The 16428-nt window shown below is 73.4% G+C and carries 13 protein-coding genes, 4 tRNA genes and 1 other RNA gene; 8 read left to right on the top strand and 10 right to left on the bottom strand.

Annotated elements, in window-relative coordinates:
- The first annotated feature begins 44 nt into the window (after positions 1–44).
- Complete coding sequence (locus NLX94_RS08145) at positions 45–881, top strand: universal stress protein (protein ID WP_254381937.1); 837 nt, start codon at positions 45–47, stop codon at positions 879–881.
- 5 nt (positions 882–886) lie between these two features.
- Here the strand turns inward: NLX94_RS08145 and NLX94_RS08140 are convergent, their stop codons facing one another.
- The 4 genes from NLX94_RS08140 to NLX94_RS08125 all read right to left on the bottom strand — a co-directional run bounded on the left by NLX94_RS08140 (position 887) and on the right by NLX94_RS08125 (position 4601).
- Positions 887–1648, bottom strand: coding sequence for an ATP-grasp domain-containing protein (locus NLX94_RS08140; RefSeq protein WP_254381936.1), 762 nt, complete (start codon positions 1646–1648; stop codon positions 887–889).
- A gap of 50 nt (positions 1649–1698) precedes the next feature.
- Entirely contained in the window at positions 1699–3399 is a 1701-nt protein-coding gene (aspT, locus tag NLX94_RS08135; protein ID WP_254381935.1) for an aspartate-alanine antiporter, read from the bottom strand.
- 110 nt (positions 3400–3509) lie between these two features.
- Complete coding sequence (locus NLX94_RS08130; protein WP_254381934.1) at positions 3510–4403, bottom strand: RNA polymerase sigma-70 factor; 894 nt, start codon at positions 4401–4403, stop codon at positions 3510–3512.
- A gap of 110 nt (positions 4404–4513) precedes the next feature.
- A tRNA-Ser gene (locus tag NLX94_RS08125) sits at positions 4514–4601 on the bottom strand.
- A 107-nt stretch (positions 4602–4708) separates the two neighbouring features.
- On the opposite strand from NLX94_RS08125, the gene ffs reads away from it, so the two are divergent.
- From ffs to NLX94_RS08095, 6 genes are all read left to right on the top strand, one after another.
- Positions 4709–4807: signal recognition particle sRNA small type (ffs, locus tag NLX94_RS08120), an RNA gene on the top strand.
- A 65-nt stretch (positions 4808–4872) separates the two neighbouring features.
- The gene (locus NLX94_RS08115) at positions 4873–7122 is read left to right on the top strand and encodes a DNA polymerase III subunit gamma and tau (protein WP_254381933.1); all 2250 of its coding nucleotides are present in this window, start codon (positions 4873–4875) and stop codon (positions 7120–7122) included.
- A 60-nt stretch (positions 7123–7182) separates the two neighbouring features.
- Positions 7183–8436, top strand: coding sequence for a phosphoribosylamine--glycine ligase (gene purD, locus NLX94_RS08110; protein ID WP_254381932.1), 1254 nt, complete (start codon positions 7183–7185; stop codon positions 8434–8436).
- 309 nt (positions 8437–8745) lie between these two features.
- Positions 8746–10353 (top strand): hypothetical protein, encoded by a 1608-nt coding sequence (locus NLX94_RS08105; protein ID WP_254381931.1) that lies wholly within the window; start codon positions 8746–8748, stop codon positions 10351–10353.
- Positions 10354–10508: 155 nt separating this feature from the next.
- Positions 10509–11996, top strand: a complete 1488-nt coding sequence (locus tag NLX94_RS08100; protein ID WP_254381930.1) for a N,N-dimethylformamidase beta subunit family domain-containing protein — start codon at positions 10509–10511, stop codon at positions 11994–11996.
- Between the two features lie 99 nt (positions 11997–12095).
- Positions 12096–12998: a phosphoribosylaminoimidazolesuccinocarboxamide synthase gene (locus NLX94_RS08095; protein WP_254381929.1), complete on the top strand. Its 903-nt coding sequence runs from the start codon at positions 12096–12098 to the stop codon at positions 12996–12998.
- A 108-nt stretch (positions 12999–13106) separates the two neighbouring features.
- Here NLX94_RS08095 and NLX94_RS08090 read toward each other — a convergent pair.
- The 6 genes from NLX94_RS08090 to NLX94_RS08065 form a co-directional block, all read right to left on the bottom strand.
- Positions 13107–13179 (bottom strand) — tRNA-Gly (locus NLX94_RS08090).
- Between the two features lie 24 nt (positions 13180–13203).
- Positions 13204–13815 (bottom strand): response regulator transcription factor, encoded by a 612-nt coding sequence (locus tag NLX94_RS08085; RefSeq protein WP_254381928.1) that lies wholly within the window; start codon positions 13813–13815, stop codon positions 13204–13206.
- On the bottom strand, positions 13812–15056 hold the full coding sequence (locus NLX94_RS08080; protein WP_254381927.1) for a sensor histidine kinase: 1245 nt from the start codon (positions 15054–15056) through the stop codon (positions 13812–13814). Before NLX94_RS08080 ends, NLX94_RS08085 begins: the two co-directional genes overlap by 4 nt.
- Before the next feature lie 138 nt (positions 15057–15194).
- Positions 15195–15267 (bottom strand) — tRNA-Gly (locus NLX94_RS08075).
- 78 nt (positions 15268–15345) lie between these two features.
- A tRNA-Gly gene (locus NLX94_RS08070) sits at positions 15346–15417 on the bottom strand.
- Between the two features lie 86 nt (positions 15418–15503).
- Positions 15504–15821, bottom strand: coding sequence for an Lsr2 family protein (locus NLX94_RS08065; protein ID WP_254381926.1), 318 nt, complete (start codon positions 15819–15821; stop codon positions 15504–15506).
- Positions 15822–16176: 355 nt separating this feature from the next.
- Here NLX94_RS08065 and purS point away from each other — a divergent pair, with 355 nt between their 5' ends.
- A complete protein-coding gene (purS, locus tag NLX94_RS08060) occupies positions 16177–16428 on the top strand; it encodes a phosphoribosylformylglycinamidine synthase subunit PurS (RefSeq protein ID WP_008740952.1) in 252 nt (83 codons plus the stop codon).

Genomic DNA, 16428 nt, shown 5'->3' with positions numbered 1-16428 from the left:
GTAGCGTCGTAGGAGCGACCGTGCAAGAAGGAAGGGTGCCGCCCATGTCCGTCCCGCCCACCCCGCCCGTGCTCCCCGTGGCCCCCGTTCTCGTCGGGTTCGACGGGTCGCCCCGCAGCCTCTCCGCCGCCCGGTGGGCCGCCCGTGAGGCCCTGGCGGCCGGGGCTCCGCTCCGGCTGCTCCACGTGGGCCAGGCCTGGCCGACGATCCAGCCGATCTCCCCGGAGTTCCAGCCCGTGCTCGGCGCGAACGAGTCCGCGGCCCGGGTCGTCCTGTCCTCCCTCGCCGAGGAACTCCGCGCCGCCCACCCCGGCCTGACCGTCGAGACGGCCACCGCCGAGGGCGGACCCGGCAACGAGATCCCGCGGGCGGCCGCCCAGTCGCACGCCGGGCTGATCGTGCTCGGCGCGAGCGGCGAGGAACGCCACGTGGTGCCGCTGCTCGGCTCCACCGCCCTGCACGTGGCGGGGCGGGCCGGGGTCCCGGTCGTCCTGGTACGGGAGCCCGCCGGCAGCGCGCCGCACGGACGCGGGGTCGTCGTCGGGGTGGACCCGGCGGGCGACCACGGCGCGGTCCTCGACTTCGCGTACGCCTGGGCGGCACGGCACGGCCTCCCGCTGTGCGCGGTGCACGCCGGCCCGTCGGACCCGGAGCCGCTCCGCGCGGCGGTGGCCGCCGCCGGCGCCCCGTACCCGGGGGTGCCTGCGGAGTGCGTGACCCGCCCCGGCGACCCGGCGGAGGTCCTGCTCGCCGAGTCCGCCGAGGCGGACCTCCTGGTCGTGGGCCGCCGCCGCCACCGCCCCCTCCACGGCATGGGCCCCACGGACCACGCGGCGGCCCACCACGCCCACAGCCCGGTGGCCCTGATCCCCCACGGCTAGGCCGTTCAGCCGCGGACGAACCGGAGGTCGGCCTCCGCGACCCGCTCCCGGGGGCCGGCCGAGCGGAGCACCACGTCGAGCACGCGTTCCGGATCGGCGGCATAGCAGTTCGAGAACCACGCCATGTTGGCCTCCACGACCACCACGGTGCCGCCGGCGAAGCCGACGTCGACGGTTACGGCGGTCGGCAGGCCCGCACCCGCCGCCGTGAGCAGCCGGCCCGCGAAGGCCCGTACGTCCGCGGCCCGCGGGTCCTCCTCCAGCGGGGCGGGGTCCAGCCGGCCGTGGACGGCGTAGCGGCTTCCCGCGGCGATCTCCCCGTCCAGCAGGAACAGCCGGTACTCGGCGGCGAAGTCGACCACCTCGGAGACCAGCACCGGGGTGCCGGGCGGGAGTTCGGGCAGGGCGGAGCCGTCCGCGTACACGGAGGGCGGGAAGGACTTCTCCCGCGGCGGCTTCACGAAGGCGGGCCCCCGCAGCGATTCCCGGGCCTCGCCCAGGCTGGTCAGCCGGATCCCGCGGCCGGTGGCCCACTCCGGCAGCCCGGCCAGCCAGTCGTCCGGCGGCTCCAGCAGCCCGATCCCGAGCGCCGGGGCCACCCGCGCCCCGGCCGCCGGCCCACCGCGCCAGTGCACACGGCGTCCGGCCAGGTCCTCGGCACCGTCATCGAGCCCCCGCACCTCCATCCCCCGCCGCGCGGCCGCCCCGGCGAGCAGCCCGGCCGTCGTGGTCCGCCGTCCGGGCACCAGGAACACCGCGTTGTCCATGGGGCCATGGTGATCGCCGACGGGGCGGACAGGAAGGCCGGGCGGCCCGCTCACCGCCGCAGCAGCACGATCACCGACCCCCACATCGTCAGCAGCACGTTGCCCAGGGCGTACGGGACCGTCGTCCCCAGGGCCGGGATCTGGCTGCGCGCGCGTTCCGTCAGGGCGCCCAGCGCGGCCGTCGTGGTCTGGGCTCCGGCGAGGGCGCCGAGCAGGATCGGGAGGGGGAGCCGCTGCACGAAGTGCCCGTAGGCGAATCCGGCCAGCAGCGGCACGGTCGTCACGACCGCGCCCCAGAGCAGCAGCGGCCAGCCGGCCTCGCGCAGGCCCGGGACGAAGCTCGGGCCGGCGTTGAGGCCGACGACCGTGACGAACACGCACAGCCCGAGCGTGCCCATCAGCCACTGCGCCGCCGACGGCAGGTTCCCGTAGGTGGGGTACTTGCTCCGGATCCAGCCGAAGACCAGCCCCATCAGCAGCGCCCCGGTGGAGGTGGACAGCGACAGCGGCGCGCCGGCCGCGTGCAGCGCCGGGATGCCGAGGCAGCCGCCGAGGAAGAGCCCGAGCGCGATCCACACCATGTCGGTCGCGAAGCTGGTCGGCACCGGCTTGCCCAGCTCCGCCGCGGCCGCCTCCACCCGGCTGCGCGGCCCCGTGAGGACCAGGGTGTCGCCCCGCTCGACGGTGCTGTCGAGCCGCACCCGCAGGTCGGCGCCGGCCCGCCAGTGCTCGTCGACGAAGACCCCCGGCATGAACTCCTCGTGCCGCAGGGTGCGGATGGTGCGGCCGCTGAGGTTCCGGTCGGTGATGACCACGTGCAGGGTCTCGGTGCGGTAGGCGAGGAGCTCGAAGTCGTCCGTCTCCATGCCGATGTGGGTGCGCGCGTCGTACGCCACGAGGTCGCCGCGGACGGCGCTGACGGCCAGGATGTCGCCGAGCTCGATCCGGGTGCCCGTGTCGTGCTCCAGGATCTCCCCGGCGCGGCGCAGCCGGGTGATGTAGAGCCGCCGCCCGGCGGCCTTCTGCTCCGCCTCGAAGTCCCCGATCGTCCGCCCGGCGAAGGCGGCCACGTCGACGGCGTACGCGCGCAGCACGTGCTTGTAGTAGCCCTCCCCGGCGTCGGGGTCGTCCTCGGCGGCCTCCAGGTCGGCGGCGAGCACGGCGCTCTCCTCCGCGAGGTCCCGGCGCAGCAGGCGGGGCAGGATCCCGGCGAGGAGCAGCGCGGGCAGCACCGTACCGAGGGGGTACGTGACCGCGTAGGCGACGGCGATCAGATGCGACTGGTCCCGGGCCTCGGCCGCACTGACCCCGGGCAGGTGGGCGATGGCGTCGGAGCCGACGCCGATGACGGCGGACTGGGTGAGGCCGCCGCCCAGCAGCCCGGCGGAGAGCCCGGTCCCGTAACCGGCGAGGGTGGCGCAGGCCCAGGCGGCGGCGAGTCCGGTGACGCAGACGATGAGGGCGAGGACGACCTGGGGGAGGCCGTCCTTGCGCAGGGCGCGGAAGAACTGCGGGCCGACGTCGTAGCCGAGGGCGAAGAGGAACATCAGGAAGAAGACGGACTTGATCGGACCGTCGATCTCCACCTTCGCCTGGGAGCCGATGACCAGGCCGGCGACGAGGCATCCGGTGACCGCGCCCAGCGCGATGGACTTGTACCGGACGCGGCCGAGCAGGAAGCCGGCGGCGATGGTCAGGAAGATCAGCAGCTCGGGGTAGGGCTGGAAGACCTCCGCCCGGAGCCAGTCCATCCACGCCACCCGCGCTCACCCGCCTCCGGCCCGCTTCCGGCCCGCCTCCGTCCCGTGAAACGGTATGTGCGGGTATCTCCCCCCGCACGTCCAGCGTCGGCAGCCCTCGCTCACGCGTCCTGCGAAGGCTCCCGGAGCTGGGTCGCGAGGAAGGCGAGCTTGTCCGGGTTCAGGACGAGCCGGATGCCGGTGATCCCGCCCTCGCCGATTTCCAGCGCCCCGAACGCGGTCAGCTCGCCGTCCGCCCAGCTGACCACCGCGGGAACGCCGTTCGCCTCGGTGAAGGAGATCCGCGCGCCGTTGACCCACCGGGAGAAGAGGCCGGCCAGGAAACGGGCCGCGTTGTCCCGCCCGGACACCGGCCGGCTCGCCGCGCTCGCCTTGCCGCCGCCGTCCGACCAGACGACCACCTGGTCGGAGAGCAGCTGCTCCAGCTGGGCCAGTGCGCCCTCCGACGCGGCGGCCAGGAACCGGGACAGGAGCTCGTCGTCCTGCTCCCGCGAGGTGGTGAACCGCGGCCGGCCGTCGGCCAGGTGCTGTTTGGCCCGGCGGTAGAGCTGGCGCGCGTTCGCCTCCGAGCAGTCCAGGACGCCCGCGATGTCCCGGTGGCTGTAGTCGAAGGCATCGCGCAGCACCACCGCGGCCCGCTCGGGCGGCGACAGCTGCTCCATCATCGTCAGCACGGCGAAGGACACCGAGTCCCGCTGCTCCGCCGTCTCCATCGGCCCCAGCATCCCGGCGGCGGTCTCCACCGGCTCGGGGATCCAGGGCCCGAAGTACTCCTCGCGCTTGACCCGCGCGGAGGTGAGCCGGTTCAGGCACAGGTTGGTGACCACCTTGGCCAGCCACGCCCCCGGCGCCTCCACCTGGTCGTGATCGGCCCCGTGCCAGCGCAGGTACGCGTCCTGCACCGCGTCCTCGGCCTCGGCCGCCGACCCGAGCATCCGGTACGCCAGCGAGAACATCCGCGATCGGTGGGCCTCGAACTCCTGTGCCGTGTCCATGCCCACAAGCTAGCGCCGCACCCCCGCCGCTTCCCGGGCTCTTCGCGCACAACGCGAAGAGCCCCGCTGCAAGCAGCGGGGCTCTTCGACATATTGCCCGGTGAGAGCAATGGCGGAGGATACGAGATTCGAACTCGTGAGGGGTTGCCCCCAACACGCTTTCCAAGCGTGCGCCCTAGGCCACTAGGCGAATCCTCCGCGGCAAACAATACAAGACGTTGAGGGGTGCTCGCGAACGTGATCGTCGCGGGGAGCTCCCGCCGGGGTCCGGCTCGATTCCGGGGCCCTCCATCCGCTAGGGTGGGGCCAGCCCCTCACGTGGCGCTATCTCACCCAACTCCCCCAGGGCCGGAAGGCAGCAAGGGTAAGTGGGCTCTGGCGGGTGCGTGGGGGGCGCTTTGCGTTCCGGGGCGGGCTCGCGGGCAGCACGGGGCCGCCGTTGTCGGTGGGCCCGGATAACCTCGTAGACGTGTCGTCCCTTGCGCTGTACCGCCGCTACCGCCCCGAGTCGTTCGCCGAGGTCATCGGGCAGGAGCATGTCACTGACCCGCTGATGCAGGCCCTGCGCAACAACCGGGTCAATCACGCGTACCTGTTCAGCGGGCCGCGCGGCTGCGGCAAGACCACCAGCGCGCGCATCCTCGCCCGCTGCCTCAACTGTGAGCAGGGTCCCACTCCCACGCCCTGCGGGGAGTGCCAGTCCTGCCGGGACCTCGCGCGCAACGGGCCGGGCTCCATCGACGTCATCGAGATCGACGCCGCCTCGCACGGTGGTGTGGACGACGCCCGTGACCTGCGCGAGAAGGCCTTCTTCGGGCCCGCCTCCAGCCGGTACAAGATCTACATCATCGACGAGGCGCACATGGTCACCCCGGCGGGCTTCAACGCCCTGCTGAAGGTGGTCGAGGAGCCGCCGGAGCACCTCAAGTTCATCTTCGCCACGACCGAGCCCGAGAAGGTCATCGGGACCATCCGGTCCCGTACGCACCACTACCCCTTCCGGCTCGTTCCCCCCGGCACCCTGCGGGACTACCTCGGCGAGGTCTGCGGCCGTGAGGGCGCCCACGTCGAGGAGGGCGTGCTCCCGCTCGTCGTGCGCGCCGGAGCCGGTTCCGTCCGTGACTCCATGTCCGTCATGGACCAGCTCCTGGCCGGCGCCGCCGAGCAGGGTGTGACGTACGCCATGGCCACCTCGCTCCTCGGGTACACCGACGGGACCCTCCTCGACGCCGTCGTGGACGCCTTCGCCGCCGGGGACGGGGCCGCCGCCTTCGAGATCGTGGACCGGGTGGTGGAGGGCGGCAACGACCCGCGCCGCTTCGTCGCCGACCTGCTGGAGCGGCTGCGCGACCTGGTGATCCTGGCGGCCGTGCCCGACGCCCGGGAGAAGGGGCTCATCGACGCCCCGAACGACGTGGTCGAGCGGATGCAGGCCCAGGCCTCCGTCTTCGGGGCCGCCGAGCTGTCCCGGGCCGCCGACCTGGTCAACACGGGGCTCACCGAGATGCGCGGGGCCACCTCGCCCCGGCTGCAGCTCGAGCTGATCTGCGCCCGCGTGCTGCTGCCCGCCGCCTTCGACGACGAGCGTTCCGTGCAGGCGCGGCTCGACCGGCTGGAGCGCGGCGGCGCGGCCTCCGCCGCTGCCGCCGCCTTCGCCCCGGCCGCCCCCGCCATGGGCTACGTACCCGGGCCGGAGGCCCACGCCATGGCCCCCGCGGCGGTACGGGCCCCCGCGCAGCCGGCGCCGGCGCAGCAGGCTCCCGCGCAGCAGGTCCCGGCACCGGTGCACCAGGCCCCCGCCCCGGCCCCCGTGGCTCCGCCCCAGCCGGTGGCCCCGGCCGCCGCTCCTGCGGCCGCAGCCCCCGCGCCCGGAGCCTGGCCCGGCGCGGCCACCCCCGGAGCCCCCGCGGCCCCGGTCCCGGCCGCGGCTCCGGCCGCCGGTGCCTGGCCCGGTGCTGCGCAGCCCGGCGGCGGAGCCCCCGGAGCCTGGCCCGGCGCGGCCACGCCCGGCGCCCCGGCGGCTCCCGCAGCCGCCCCCGCGGCACCTGCCCAGGCGCCCGCGGCCCCGCCCGCCGCCCCGGACCCCGGCATGGCTGCCGGCGCCGGGCAGGTCCAGGCGATGTGGCCGGCCGTGCTGGACGCCGTCAAGAACCGCCGCCGCTTCACCTGGATCCTGCTCAGCCAGAACGCCCAGGTCGCCGGCTTCGACGGCACCACGCTGCAGCTCGGCTTCCCCAACGCCGGAGCCCGCGACAACTTCGCGAGCAGCGGCAGCGAGGACGTCCTCAAGGCGGCGCTCACCGAGCAGTTCCAGGTCACCTGGAAGATCGAGGCCGTGGTCGGCGGGGGAGCCCAGCCCATGGCCCCCGTGTCCGCGTCCTCCTACGGAGCTCCGCCCGCGCCCGCCTACAACCAGCCGCCGGCCCAGCAGACCTACCAGCAGCCGCAGCAGCAACAGCAGTCCCAGCCGTCGCAGCAGCCCCAGCAGGCGTACCAGCAGCAGCCGCAGCAGTCCCAGGCGCCGCAGCAGTCGTACCAGCCCCAGCAGCCCCCGCAGCAGCACCAGCCGCCCACCCACCAGGCACCCCCGCCGGTCGCCCCCGAGGATGACATCGCGGAGGCCGACGACCCCGACCTCGTCGACACCGCGCTCAGCGGACACGACCTGATCGTGCGCGAGCTCGGAGCCACCGTTGTAGAGGAATATACGAACGAATAGGGGGCCCCGCTTGGGTGCCCGCACGAAGGGCACCCGGGAACGCGGGCTAGTCTTCATCGCGTGAAGGTCCTCGTCATCGGCGGCGGCGCCCGCGAACATGCCCTGTGCCGCTCTCTGTCCCTCGATTCCGACGTCAACGCGCTGTACTGCGCTCCCGGCAACGCCGGCATCGCCGAGGTGGCCGAGCTCCGCCCCGTCGACCAGCTCGACGGCGAAGCCGTCGCCCGCCTCGCCACCGAGCTCCACGCCGACCTGGTCGTCGTCGGCCCGGAGGCCCCGCTCGTCGCCGGGGTCGCCGACGCCGTGCGCGCGGCCGGCATCCCGGTCTTCGGCCCGTCCGGCGAAGCCGCGCAGCTGGAGGGTTCCAAGGCCTTCGCCAAGGACGTGATGGCCGCCGCCGGCGTCCCGACGGCCCGCAGCTACGTGTGCACCACCCCGGAAGAGGTGGACGAGGCCCTCGACGCCTTCGGCGCCCCGTACGTGGTCAAGGACGACGGCCTCGCCGCCGGCAAGGGCGTCGTGGTCACCGACGACCGGGAGGCCGCCCGCGCCCACGCGCTGGGCTGCGACCGCGTGGTCATCGAGGAGTTCCTCGACGGCCCCGAGGTCTCCCTCTTCGCCATCACCGACGGCGTCACCGTGCTCCCCCTCCAGCCCGCGCAGGACTTCAAGCGAGCGCTCGACGGAGACGCGGGCCCCAACACCGGCGGCATGGGCGCGTACTCCCCCCTCCCCTGGGCCGACCCGAAGCTCGTCGACGAGGTCATGGCCTCCGTCCTGCAGCCGACCGTGGACGAACTGCGCCACCGCGGCACCCCCTTCTCCGGGCTGCTCTACGCCGGCCTCGCGATCACCTCGCGCGGAACGCGGGTCATCGAGTTCAACGCCCGCTTCGGCGACCCCGAGACCCAGGTGGTCCTGGCCCGGCTGCGCACCCCGCTCGCGAGCGTGCTGCTGGGCGCCGCCAACGGCACGCTGGACTCGCTGCCGCCGCTCAGCTGGCGCGAGGACGCGGCCGTCACCGTGGTCATCGCCTCCCACAACTACCCGGAGACCCCGCGCACCGGGGACCCCATCACGGGCCTGGCCGAGGTGGCCGCGCAGGACGCCCCGCACGCGTACGTGCTGCACGCCGGGACCCGCGCCGAGGGCGACGCCGTCGTCAGTGCGGGGGGACGGGTGCTGTCGGTGACGGCGACCGGTTCCGATCTGGCGGAGGCCCGTGATCGGGCGTATAAGGCCGTCGCGCGGATCGGGCTCGACGGCTCGCAGTACCGCACGGACATCGCGGCGAAGGCGGCGGAATCCCGCTGACCGGCGGCGTTCAGCGGGATCTGACGGACGCGGGCCCGGTACGCACTCGGTGCGGCCGGGCCCGCGCGCATGTCCGCGTGCGAGTGCATCCGGCCGCGTTCGAACGCACCCAGCTTTACCCAAAGCCATTCCATCGGGTGATCGTCACCCGGTCTGCCTGACGTCCGCCCGCGCCCCAACTATGGTGCGGCGCAAGCATTCCGGCTCTCATTCCGGCACATGGCCCACCGGCATTGCGATGTCAGTGGGCGGTGTCACAGTGGGGGAGTGAGCAACGCCGCCGCATGGCAGAGGGGGTGAGGTCCGGCCGTGTCCGGAACCGGTTCGATCGCTGAAGTGGGTACGCCGTCCGCGCGTTCCCGTGCCTTGGCCGTACTGCGTGTGCGCAGCAGGGCACTGGCCGTCGGGCTGCTGCCCGCCGCCCTGGCCGTGGTGCTGGTGAGCGCCCGTACGACGGGCCGGCTCGCCGGTGACCCCTGGCCGGCCGTGACCCTCGCCGTGTGCGCCGTCGCCGCGTTCGTCCTGCTCGTCGGCGGGATCTTCGCCGCCGTCGTGCTGCGGGCGAGCCCCGCCATGACCCCGACCGTGCCGCTGTCGGAGTCCGCCGCCCCCGATCTCTACCGGCTCGTGCGGGACCTGGCGGACCGGATGGACGTTCCGGCACCCTCCGCCATAGCCCTGACCCCCGACTGCGACAGCTGGCTGGAGGACCGCACGCACGCGGCGCACCGCCGGGCCCGCGGCCGCACGCTCATATCGGGCGGGGCCGGCGGCCCGGAGACCGAGCCCGGCGCCGCCCCGGTGCTGGTGATCGGCTCGCCGTTCCTGTGGTGGATGAGGGTCGCCGAGCTGCGGGCCGTCCTCGCCCCCGTCGTCGCCGGTACGGGCCCCTCCGCGCACCCGGACATAGCCGACGCGCGCGGATTCGTACGGGGCCTCGACGCCGCCGTGGACGTGGGCGGCCGGCGCTTCCTCGGCTGGATCGGCGTCCCCGCCCGGCTGCTGCTGCGGCTGTGCAGGGTGGACGCCGCCGAGATGGAGCGCGGGGTCGCCGCCGCCGCCTCGGACCGTGCACAGGGTGTGGACTACGCGCTGCGCATCGCCGCCCAGGAGCAGGTCGGGCTGGCGTACGCGGGCTGGGACCGGCTGCTGACCCGGGTCGCCCTGCCCGCCTGGCGGATGGGCCGCTGGCCCGCGCACCTGGACGCCGGAGTCGTCTCCGCGCTGACCGAGCTGTCCCGCCGCGACCGGCTGGCCGACGGGTTCACCTCACGCCTCGGCGAGCGCCCGGCCTGCGATCTGCTGGACCAGCCGGGCGCGGTGGACGAGGCCGCCTCGCTGCTGGCCGCGCGGCTGTTCCACGGCGGACCGGCCGAGCCCGGTCCGGACTGGTCGCCGGTGGACTGGGCGGCCTATCCGGAGGAGGTCGTCGACCGCAAGTGGCGCACGGAGGCGGCCCGCCTGCTGGCCGCCCTGGACGCGCTGTCGGCTCCGTCGGCGCCCGCCGCCTCCACGGTGGAGCGGGTCCTGACCCACCTCGCCGACGCCGACGCCGACGCCCTGGCGGGCCGGCTCAGCGGTGACCTGGCACGGGAGTCGGTGCCCGCCGTGGCGGCCGCCGCCGCGGGCCGCGGGTCCGACGCGCTGCCGCTGTTCCCGCTGGAGGCTCCGCGCAGCGGGCGGGACCTGCTGGCGGACCACGTCGTGGCGCTGGTGTGCTGCGCCGCGGTCGACTCCGCCGGAGGCGAACCGGGACTGGACTGGCTGGACGGGCCGGTCCTGCTGGTCGCCGGGGTGCGGCGGGCCGATCTCGCCGGACCGGTGCTGTCGCTGGTGGAGGACCGGGACCCCGGCCCGCTCCGCGACTGGCTCGCGGAGGTCGGCGTACGCCCGGAGAAGCCGGTCCGCCTGGTCTAGGCCCCAGGGCCCCCGCAGCCCCTGGGCCCCCGCGGTCGGGCGCGCCCGGATCCCCGTTGAACTTTTCGCGACGAACGGTGACGGAGTGCGTGCGTTATGTGATGTGCTGGGGTCCGGTCGCGGCGTTCGGGGGAGCGAGGGAGGGGAGCAGCGGTATGGGTGCGGAGCAGATCAGGCGTTGGGAGTCGGGTGCGCTCGCGCACGCGGTGACCGATCCCTTCGGCCAGGGCCCCCTGCCGTGGTTCCGGGGGAGCGAGCTCTACTACGACGACAACGGACAGGTCGTGCCCTGGTACGTGGACCCGGCCGTCGCCGCCGGACCCGGCCAGCAGATTCCCCGTGCCCGCGGCGCGGGCGGCCCCCGCACCGCCGACGACGTGCACCGGCAGATCAAGGGGTTCACCTCCACCGGAGCCGTCGCACCCGGTGAGGCCATCGACTTCCACATCACCGTGGACCCGCCCCAGCAGTTCTCCGTGGACGTCTACCGCATCGGGCACTACGGCGGCGACGGCGCCTCCAAGATCACCACCAGTCCCCGGCTCTCCGGCATCGTCCAGCCCGCGCCGCTGACCGCCGACCGCACCGTCTCCTGCCACCACTGGTGGCTCTCGTGGCGGCTCCAGGTCCCCTCGTACTGGAGCATCGGCGCCTACGTGGCGGTCCTGACGACCGCCGACGGGTACCGCTCGCACATCCCCTTCACGGTGCGCGACGACCACCCGGCCGACCTGCTGCTCCTGCTCCCCGACATCACCTGGCAGGCCTACAACCTCTACCCGGAGGACGGCAGAACGGGCGCGAGCCTCTACCACGCCTGGGACGAGGAGGGCCGGCTGCTCGGCGAGCGCGACGCCGCCATCACCGTCTCCTTCGACCGCCCCTACGCCGGCGCGGGCCTCCCCCTGCACGTGGGCCACGCCTACGACTTCATCCGCTGGGCCGAGCGCTACGGCTACGACCTCGCCTACGCCGACGCCCGCGACCTGCACGCCGGCCGCGTCGACCCCACCCGCTACCGCGGCCTGGTCTTCCCCGGCCACGACGAGTACTGGTCCGGCCCGATGCGCCGCACCGTGGAGCGCGCCCGCGACCACGGGACCTCGCTCGTCTTCCTCTCCGCCAACACCATGTACTGGCAGGTCGAGCTCTCCCCCTCGCCCTCCGGGGTCGACGACCGGCTCCTCACCTGCCGAAAACGCCGCGGCCCCGGCCGCCCCAGCCTCTGGCGCGAGGTGGACCGCCCCGAGCAGCAACTGCTCGGCATCCAGTACGCGGGACGGGTCCCCGAGCCCGCCCCCCTCATCGTGCGCAACGCCACGCACTGGCTCTGGGACTCCACCGGAGCCGCCGAGAACGACGAACTGCCCGGCCTGGTCGCGGGCGAGGCCGACCGGTACTTCCCGCGCACGCAGCTCCCCGAGCACCAGAGCCGGATCCTGCTCGCGCACTCCCCGTACGAGGACGGCGACGGCCACCTCCGCCACCAGGAGACCTCCCTCTACCGGGCCCCCAGCGGCGCGCTCGTCTTCGCGTCCGGCACCTTCGCCTGGTCCCCGGCCCTGGACCGCCCCGGACACGTGGACGAGCGGGTCCAGCGGGCCACCGCCAACCTCCTCGACCGGATCTGCAAGAGGGACTGACCGGCGCCGACCGGCCCCGACCGCAGCCCCGTGGTCCGCGCCCGCGGACCGGTGCGGGAGAATGGGCCGCGCGCTCGTACAGAACCACAGGGAGACTCCGTGCCCGGATTCGTCGAAAAGCCCGAGCCGGTCCAGGTGCCCGGCCTCGTCCACCTCCACACCGGCAAGGTCCGCGACCTCTACCGCGACGAGGACGGAAATCTCGTCATGGTCGCCAGCGACCGCATCTCCGCCGCCGACTGGGTCCTGCCCACGGAGATCCCGGACAAGGGCCGGATCCTGACCCAGCTCTCCCTGTGGTGGTTCGACCAGCTCGCGGACCTCGTCCCGAACCACGTCATCAGCACCGAGCTGCCCGCCGGCGCCCCCGCCGACTGGGCCGGCCGCGCCCTGGTCTGCCGGAACCTCTCCATGGTCCCCGTCGAGTGCGTGGCCCGCGGCTACCTGACCGGCTCGGGCCTCGCCGAGTACGAGAAGACCCGTACGGTCTGCGGACTGGCTCTGCCCGAGGGCCTGGTCGACGGCTCCGAGCTGCCCGCCCCGATCTTCACCCCGGCCGCCAAGGCCGAGGTCGGCGAGCACGACGAGAACGTCTCCTACGAGGAGGTCGCGCGCACCCAGGGCGCCGATACGGCCGCCCTGCTGCGCCAGACCACCCTCGCCGTGTACGGCCGGGCCCGGGACATCGCCCGCGACCGCGGGATCATCCTGGCGGACACCAAGTTCGAGTTCGGCTTCGACCCGGACGGCAACCTGGTCGCCGCCGACGAGGTTCTGACCCCGGACTCCTCCCGCTTCTGGCCGGCCGACCTGTGGGAGCCGGGCCACAGCCAGCCGTCCTTCGACAAGCAGTACGTCCGCGACTGGCTGTCCTCCCCGGCCTCCGGCTGGGACTCCAAGGGCGAACTCCCGCCGCCGGCCCTCCCGCAGGAGGTCGTGGAGCAGACCCGCTCCCGCTACGTCGAGGCCTACGAGCGCCTCACCGGCCACACCTGGGCCTGAGCCCGCAACGAGGTGAGGGGCCCCGGAAACGGGTCCCCTCACCTCGCGCCTTTCGTTCCCGGGAACGAAAGAAGCCCCGGTCCGAGGACCGGGGCTTCTTCACTACTGAGCGGACAACGCGACTCGAACGCGCGACATCCACCTTGGCAAGGTGGTGCTCTACCAACTGAGCTATGTCCGCAGGTGCGCCGTAGCGCGAGAACTACTATACCCAACCCCGGGACCGCGCGAGACGCACTGCCGTGTGCCGGTTCTCGGCGCCCAGCTTCGTGGCCGCCGAGGACAGGTAGTTCCGCACCGTCCCCGGGGACAGCGAGGCCCGCTCCGCGATCTCCGCGATCGGCGCCCCGTCCCCGGCCAGTTCCAGCACCTCGGCCTCGCGGGCGGTCAGCGGGGAGTCCCCCGCGCTGATCGCGTCGGCCGCCAACTCCGGGTCCACATAGCGGCCTCCGGCGTGCACCGTCCGGATCAGCTCGGCCAGCCGCTGCGCCGAGACGGTCTTCGGCGCGAAGGCCCGTACGCCCGCGGCCAGCGCCCGCTTCAGGTGCCCGGGCCGGCCGTGGCTGGTCACGATCATGGTCTTGCAGTCGGGCAGTTCGGCCCGCAGGGATGTGGCCACGCTCACACCGTCGGCCCCCGGCATCTGCAGGTCCAGCACGGCCACGTCCGGCCGGTGCGCCCGCGCCATCGCGAGCGCCTCCGGTCCCGAGGCGGCCTCGGCGACGACCAGCAGATCGTCCTCCAGCCCCAGCAGCGCGGCCAGCGCGCCCCGGATCAGGTGCTCGTCATCGGCCAGCAGTACGCGTACGGGGGTCATGCCCGTGCCTCCAGTTCTCGGATCGGACCGGCCGCCGGGCCGGGGATCTGCGCCCGCAGCCGGAACCGGCCGCCGTCCACCGGGCCGGCCTCCAGCGTGCCGTCCAGCACCGCGAGCCGTTCCCGCAGGCCCGCGAGCCCCGAGCCCGGCGGCCCGGCCGGGGTCCTGGGGGCCCCGTCGTTCTCCACCACCAGCGTGAGCGCGCCCGAGGGGCCCGCCGTCAGCCGGATCACGCAGCTGCGGGCGTCGCCGTGCCGCAGTACGTTCGTCGTCGCCTCGCGCACCACCCAGCCGAGCGCCGACTGGGCCTCGGCGGGCAGCTCGCGGCCCTCTTCGTACTCGACCAGGCAGTCCATCCCGGCCGCGTGCAGGACTCCGCGCGCACCCTCCAGCTCCACCGCGAGGTTCGCCTCGCGGTAGCCGCGGACCACGTCGCGGACCTCCTTCTGGGACTCCCGGGCGATCCGCTGCACCTCGATCATCTGGTCGACGGCTTCGGGGCGTTCGCGCCGGGCGAGCTGCACGGCCAGCTCGCTCTTGAGGGCGATCACCGCCAGATTGCGCCCCATCACGTCGTGCAGGTCCCGGCCGAACCGCAGCCGCTCCTCGGCCACCGCGAGCTGCGCCTGCACCTCGCGGGCCCGGTCCAGCTCGTACACGGCGTCGAGCAGCCAGCCGGAGAACCCGCAGGCCGCGCTGATCAGGGCGCAGGTCAGCAGTACCCCGACGGCCAGCCCCGCGGACTCGGCGGCCGGGACGCCGAAGGCGAGGTACGCCAGGCCGGCGAAGACGGCCGCGGCCGGGGCCACGTAGCGCATCTGCCGGACCTTGCGCAGGCACAGGACCAGCGTGCCGCCGGCGAAGCAGGTCATACCGGCGACGAGAGCCGGGGCCGCCGCGGGGTCGCCGGTGAGGCCGGCCGCGCGCAGGCCGAGCACCCCCAGGGAGGTGGCGGCGGTCAGGGAGGCCACGGCGACCGCGAGCCGCACGGGGCGCTCGCGCCGGCCCAGGATCCAGTCGAGCGACCGCGAGGAGAGGAAGCCGACGAGCACGGAGTGCGCGACCACCGTCAGGAAGAGGACGGCCGGTACCCACGCCGAGCCCTCCCCGGTCCCCGCCCCGAGCGCGGCCAGGCCGATCGACATGATCTCGAGGAGCACGAAGAAGTGGAACGACCAGCGCGTGTACAGCTCGACCTTCCCCGCGCTGCTGCGGTTCTTCCACCAGCCGCTGAGTTTCATGGCCCCAGTCTCGCGGCCGCCGGGCCGGGCATGCCATGACACCTGTCATGGATCTCCGATAACCCGGGGCGGCCGGGCGAAGGGGCGGCCGGGCATACGACAAAGGCCCCGGTCAATGACCGGGGCCTTCATGCGCTGAGCGGACGACGCGACTCGAACGCGCGACATCCACCTTGGCAAGGTGGTGCTCTACCAACTGAGCTACGTCCGCATGCTTCTCACGACAAACTGCCGTGCGATGCGTGCATCACTCTACCTGATCCACAACCGTGGTCGGTAAAGCGAGCAGAGCGGGTGACAGGGATCGCACACTGCGCCTTCCCCCTGGAAGGGGGATGTTCTGCTACTGAACTACACCCGCACGACTTCGGGGTCCGACCTGCGGCCGCGCCCCTTGGCGTGATCCACACACTAGCGGACCGGTAGGGGTGGATGGCAAATCGGCGCTCAGTGAGCGGCGTTGTACTCCTCGTAGACCTTCTTGGGGATGCGTCCGCGGGGCGGGACGTCGAGCTGGTTGGAGCGGGCCCAGGCCCGGACGACCGCCGGGTCGGGGGCGATGGCGGTGTGCTTGAAGGTCTTCCCGGACCGGGCCTGCCGGCGGCCGGCCGCCACGAACGGGGCGAGGCTCTTCCGCAGTTTCTTTGCGTTGGCCACATTGAGGTCGATCTCGTACGACTTACCGTCCAGCCCGAAGACGACCGTTTCCGATGCTTCTCCGCCATCGATGTCGTCGGAGATCGTGACTACTACGCGCTGCGCCACGGATATCGGTCCCTTCGCGCGACGCCGCTCCCCGCTGACGTGCGCGGACGGAGCGGTGATGTCGCCTGTGTGGATGTTTCGGAAGAATGCATCTTTCTGGCGTCGCCGCGCACCGAAAAATGCCGGTGCGGCGGAGGATTCCTTTGTACCCCGATTCTCATTGCATTGCGAAGCCCAGTTAATTGTCTCCGCGTGTCCCGCCGCAATGCCGGACGCGTGGTTTTCCGGGGGATTTTGCGAAGCGTTGGTGAAGCAGAATCCCCCGGAGGATCCTACAAGAGAGATATCTACCCGCGTAGAAATTTCCTCCAGGTACGCTGAGGGAACCGCCTTCGCACCAACCACCTCATCGGGAGTGCCAGTGGCACGCGTCGTAGTCGACGTCATGCTCAAGCCGGAGATCCTCGACCCCCAGGGCCAGGCGGTGCAGCGTGCACTGCCGCGCCTGGGCTTCGAAGGGATCGCCGACGTCCGCCAGGGGAAGCGCTTCGAACTGGAGGTGGAGGGACCGGTCGACCAGGCCGCCCTCGACCGCATCCACAAGATGGCCGAAACCTTCCTCGCCAACACCGTCATCGAAGACTTCACCGTGAAGGTCGAGGCCTGA

Origin of the sequence: Streptomyces sp. TBY4 (genome assembly GCF_024213195.1) — a bacterium.
Taxonomy (GTDB): domain Bacteria; phylum Actinomycetota; class Actinomycetes; order Streptomycetales; family Streptomycetaceae; genus Streptomyces.
The sequence above is the reverse complement of the archived record's forward strand: the minus strand, read 5'-3'. Positions and strand labels throughout refer to the sequence as shown.